General features: G+C 68.5%; 4 protein-coding genes. 2 read left to right on the top strand and 2 right to left on the bottom strand.

From position 1 onward, the window contains the following. Nucleotides 1–158 precede the first annotated feature (158 nt). Together LK10_RS20725 and LK10_RS04605 are read left to right on the top strand one after the other, a co-directional pair. The gene (locus LK10_RS20725; RefSeq protein ID WP_197061847.1) at nucleotides 159–461 is read left to right on the top strand and encodes a hypothetical protein; all 303 of its coding nucleotides are present in this window, start codon (nucleotides 159–161) and stop codon (nucleotides 459–461) included. A 114-nt stretch (nucleotides 462–575) separates the two neighbouring features. Further along, nucleotides 576–3455, top strand: coding sequence for an FAD-binding and (Fe-S)-binding domain-containing protein (locus LK10_RS04605; protein WP_081998275.1), 2880 nt, complete (start codon nucleotides 576–578; stop codon nucleotides 3453–3455). A gap of 259 nt (nucleotides 3456–3714) precedes the next feature. Here LK10_RS04605 and LK10_RS21730 read toward each other — a convergent pair whose 3' ends face one another. Both LK10_RS21730 and LK10_RS04600 read right to left on the bottom strand, forming a co-directional pair. Then, nucleotides 3715–3879 carry a hypothetical protein gene (locus tag LK10_RS21730; protein WP_156144035.1) on the bottom strand — a complete coding sequence of 55 codons (165 nt, stop codon included), beginning with the start codon at nucleotides 3877–3879 and terminating at the stop codon, nucleotides 3715–3717. Beyond that, nucleotides 3876–4193 carry a hypothetical protein gene (locus LK10_RS04600; protein ID WP_043120544.1) on the bottom strand — a complete coding sequence of 106 codons (318 nt, stop codon included), beginning with the start codon at nucleotides 4191–4193 and terminating at the stop codon, nucleotides 3876–3878. The genes LK10_RS21730 and LK10_RS04600 overlap by 4 nt, the downstream gene beginning before the upstream one ends. Between the last annotated feature and the right edge of the window lie 80 nt (nucleotides 4194–4273).

Below are 4273 nucleotides of genomic sequence, written 5' to 3'. Positions count from 1 at the left end.
YTGTAGGGGCTTGAGGGCCAATGGGCGAGGGTGCCGTTCCCTTCCCCATATTGTAGAAGCTAGACTTGACATGTGATCTCACATGTTTAGAGTTGGTGTGATTAGGCCGTGGCCCACGATGACGTCGCCACTCCCGGCCTTCCCCGATCGCAGGAGGAATGATGGTGGCAAGCATCTCCCAGATCAATGCGATGAGATCCCAGCTCAAGGCCCTGAGGCTGCGCCGCATTGAGGAGTGGGCGTTCCTAACCGGTGCCGAGGCAGAGATCCGCCTCCGCGGACACCCCGTGTGCCATGGGTTCGTCGACGCTGCAACAGCAGACGGCAAGATCATCTGGGTTCACCCCGCAGGCGCCGAGCGGAGGCTCTACGAGAAGTCCGAGGGCTATGAGGCATGGGTTGAGCAATGCGACCCGACCGCTTCTTCCGGCCTTCGCAGAGACCATTGGCCCAGGACTTAGTCCAGCAGCCCGGATAGACACACCGTCTGGGCCCAGTCCCTCTTTCGCCCACGCCCGCGAGGCTTGGAATCGAGGGTGTGAAGAGATCCCGCTGCCCCATTTGAAAGGACCCTGATGATCCCTCCGACGACGACGGGCACCGCCCCGCGCACCCCAGCCCTCGAATCGGCCCATGAGGACGGCCGCGAGAGGCTCGCGGACGAGCTCGCCGCCGTCCTGGGGGAGGACGCGGTCACCACGCGGCCCCTCGACCTCTACGCGAGAGCGCATGACGCCTCGCATTACCTCCTGATCCCGAGGGTATTCGCCGCCCCGAGCTCCGCGGAGGATGTGGCGGGAATGCTCACGGTGTGCGCGCGCCACGACGTGCCGGTCACCTTCCGCTCGGGAGGAACGAGCCTGTCCGGCCAGGCGATCACCGCTGGGGTGCTGGCCGATACCCGCCGAAACTTCGGCGCGATCGACGTGATCGACGGCGGGGCCCGCGTGCGCGTCCAGCCCGGCGCGACCGTGAGGGCCGTCAACGCCCGGCTGGCCCGTCACGGCCGCGCCCTCGGCCCGGACCCGGCCAGCGAGATCGCCTGCACGATCGGAGGAGTCGTCGCCAACAACTCCTCCGGGATGCATTGCGGAACTGAGGCCAACACCTACCGGACCCTGAGGTCCATGCGGTTCATCCTGCCCTCGGGGACCGCCATCGATTCGGGCGCCCCGGGCTCCTCGGCCGAGTTCGCGGCCAGCGAACCCGAGCTCTTCGAGGGCCTGCTGCGCCTACGGCGCCGCATCCACTCCTCGAGCGACTCCATCGGGCGCATCCGTCAGCAGTTCTCGATGAAGAACACCATGGGATATGGCCTCAACGCCTTCCTCGACTACGAGGACCCGCTCGAGATCTTCGTCCACCTCGTCATCGGCTCCGAAGGCACGCTGGCCTTCGTCGCCGAAGCCGTGTTCGACACCGTCGAGGTGAAGCCCCATGTCGCCGCCGGGCTCCTGGTCTTCCCCGGGGTACAGGCCGCCGCGGGGGCCATCCCGGAGCTCGTCAGGGCCGGCGCCGAAACTGCCGAGCTCATGGACGCCACGTCCTTGCGCGTAGCCTCGGGCCTTCCCGGCTGCCCCGAGCAGATCCGGGCACTGGACCTTCCGGACCCCGCGGCTCTGCTCGTCGAATTCGCCGCCCCGGGCTCCGAGGAGCTTCAGGAGCGCTCGCGTGAAGCGGAGCGGCTCTTCGAAGGGCTCGGCCTGGCTCTGCCCGCGTCCATGACCCGGGATCCGCGCGAGCGAGCAGGCCTGTGGAAGGTGCGCAAGGGCTTGTACTCGGCCGTGGCCAGTGCGAGGCCCTCCGGAACGAGCCAGCTCCTCGAGGACATCGCCGTCCCCGTTCCGGCCTTGGCGCGCACGTGCGACGATCTCGCCGGGCTCCTGGCCCACCACGGATACCGGGACCCGGTGATCTTCGGCCACGCGAAGGACGGGAACCTGCACTTCATGCTCAACGAGGACTTCAGCGGGCAGGGCACGCGGCGGTACGAGGACTTCACCGAGGACCTCGTGGATCTGGTGCTCGACGCCGGAGGAACCCTCAAGGCCGAGCATGGGACCGGCCGGATCATGGCCCCGTATGTGCGCCGCCAGTACGGCGACGAGCTGTATGCCGTCATGCGCGAGATCAAGGACCTGGCCGACCCGAGAGGGATCCTCAATCCCGGGGCCGTCCTCTCCGACGACCCACGCTCCTATCTGGAGAACCTCAAGGCGACCCCCACCGTCGAGGAGGAGGTGGACCGCTGCGTGGAGTGCGGCTACTGCGAGCCCGTGTGCCCCTCCCGGAAGCTGACCCTTACCCCGCGGCAGCGGATCACCCTGCGCCGCGATGCCGAGCAGGCCAGGGCCGGGGGAGACGAGGCCCTGGCCCAGCGGATCCTCGACGGCTATGACTACGACGGCGTGTCCACCTGCGCGGTCGACGGCATGTGCGGCACCGCGTGTCCCGTCGGCATCAACACCGGCGACCTGGTCCGCCGGCTCCGGGCCGAGGCCGCCGGGAGCATCGAGTCAGCCGTGTGGGGCGCGGCCGCACGCGCCTGGGATCCGGTGTCGCGGACCGGGGGAGCCGCGATGACCCTGGCCAGCGCCCTCCCCGGCGGCCCCGTGGAAGCCGCAACCCAGCTGGCCCGGAAGCTGTTCGGCGAGCAATTCCCGGCCTACGACCGCGGCCTGCCCAAGGGTGGTTCGCAGCGCCCCCGACGTCGGGACGCCGGGGCTGAGGCCGTCCTGTTCGCAGCATGCATCGGGACGATGTTCGGTCCCGAGGAAGGACGCCACCCCGGCGGCGCATCCTCCGCATTCATCGAGTTGTGTGACCGCGCCGGCGTCCGGCTGCGGACGCCGGAGGGTCTCGGGTCGATGTGCTGCGGCACTCCTTGGAAGTCGAAGGGGATGACCGCGGGCTGGGAGCATATGCGCAGCATCACGGTGCCATCCCTCGTCGAGGCAACCGAAGGGGGGCGGCTGCCCATCGTCGTGGACGCTTCCTCCTGCGCCGAAGGCCTGGCGATCATGCTCCGCTCCGCGGCCGAATCGGCCGGTCTGCGGGTGATGGACGCGATCGCGTTCGCTGCCGGCCTCCTGCCAAAGCTGGAGGTGCGTGCGCGGATTTCCTCTGTCGCCCTCCACCCGACGTGCTCGAGCACCATCGCGGGGACCACCGCGCATCTCGGCGCGATCGCCGGACACATCGCGGACGAGGTCTTCACCCCGGCGGAGGCCGGCTGCTGCGCCTTCGCCGGGGACCGTGGCCTCTTGCACCCCGAACTCACCGAGTCGGCTACCGCCGAGGAGGCCGCGGGGATCGCTGAGGCCGAGAGTGCACGCGGCGGCCTGTTCGCCCAATACGCCTCCTCGAACCGCACGTGCGAGATAGGCCTCACCAGGGCCACAGGACGCCCGTACCGGCACATCCTCGAACTCCTCGCCGAAGCGACCAGACCTTGAACTGACCCGCAGGCAGCCCAGAGGCGCGCGTTGCAGAGGAGAACTAGCTTGCCCCGGATGAGCGAAGCGGCCGGATTCGCCCCCCAGTACGCGTTCTCATCCACCAGGACGTCACGCCGGTGGAAGCAGGGGGATGGACGAGGAGGACAGGGAAAGCCACAGCAGGAGAACCATGACGGTGGCCCGGCTCATCAGAGGTGGCGTCGTTCTGCCGGGGAACTCGACCGGGACTGTTTCAGCGGTCTGGAGCGACGGCGGTTCAGAGGAAGTCTGCGAGGATTGCGGCGACATCGAGCTCGCGGATGAGCAGCCCGTGCAGCTCATCGCCCGCGGCCTGTGCACTCAGGTCCGAGGAGGTGTCGTCCAGCTGGGTCGAGATGCGGGCGACCAGGCCGGTCGCGGTCCGAGGGCTGCGCCGCTTCACCGGAGGCCTCCCACGGCAGGGCCGCTGTGGGATTCGAGCGGTCCGAGCCCTTCGCGGGCGAGGTCGTGGAGCAGCTGGTGATAGCTGGAGAGGGCCAGCGGCGGCGCCTGGTAGAGATCGGCGAATGTCGCATGCGGGCGGTCGACCCGGTACAGGGCAAGGATGGCCCGATCTTCCTGGTCCTCCCTCAGGGTGTGGTAGGCGCCGACAGGGCGTTCGGTCGTGAGCGCTTGGGCGTAGAGGCCAAGAAGGTGATGTGGTGTCGGGTTGCCGGCACGGTTCCAAGCATGGACGACATCTTCGGTGTCCCACATGGCCCCGCCCTCCTAGATCTTGCGATGGCGGTCGGTCGGGGAGCTGCGTCCCGTCCCGTTCCATTCTTAACTATAAACAT

The organism is Sinomonas humi (assembly GCF_000802235.1).
Classification (GTDB): Bacteria; Actinomycetota; Actinomycetes; order Actinomycetales; family Micrococcaceae; genus Sinomonas; species Sinomonas humi.
This window is presented reverse-complemented; position numbering and strand designations above follow the sequence as displayed.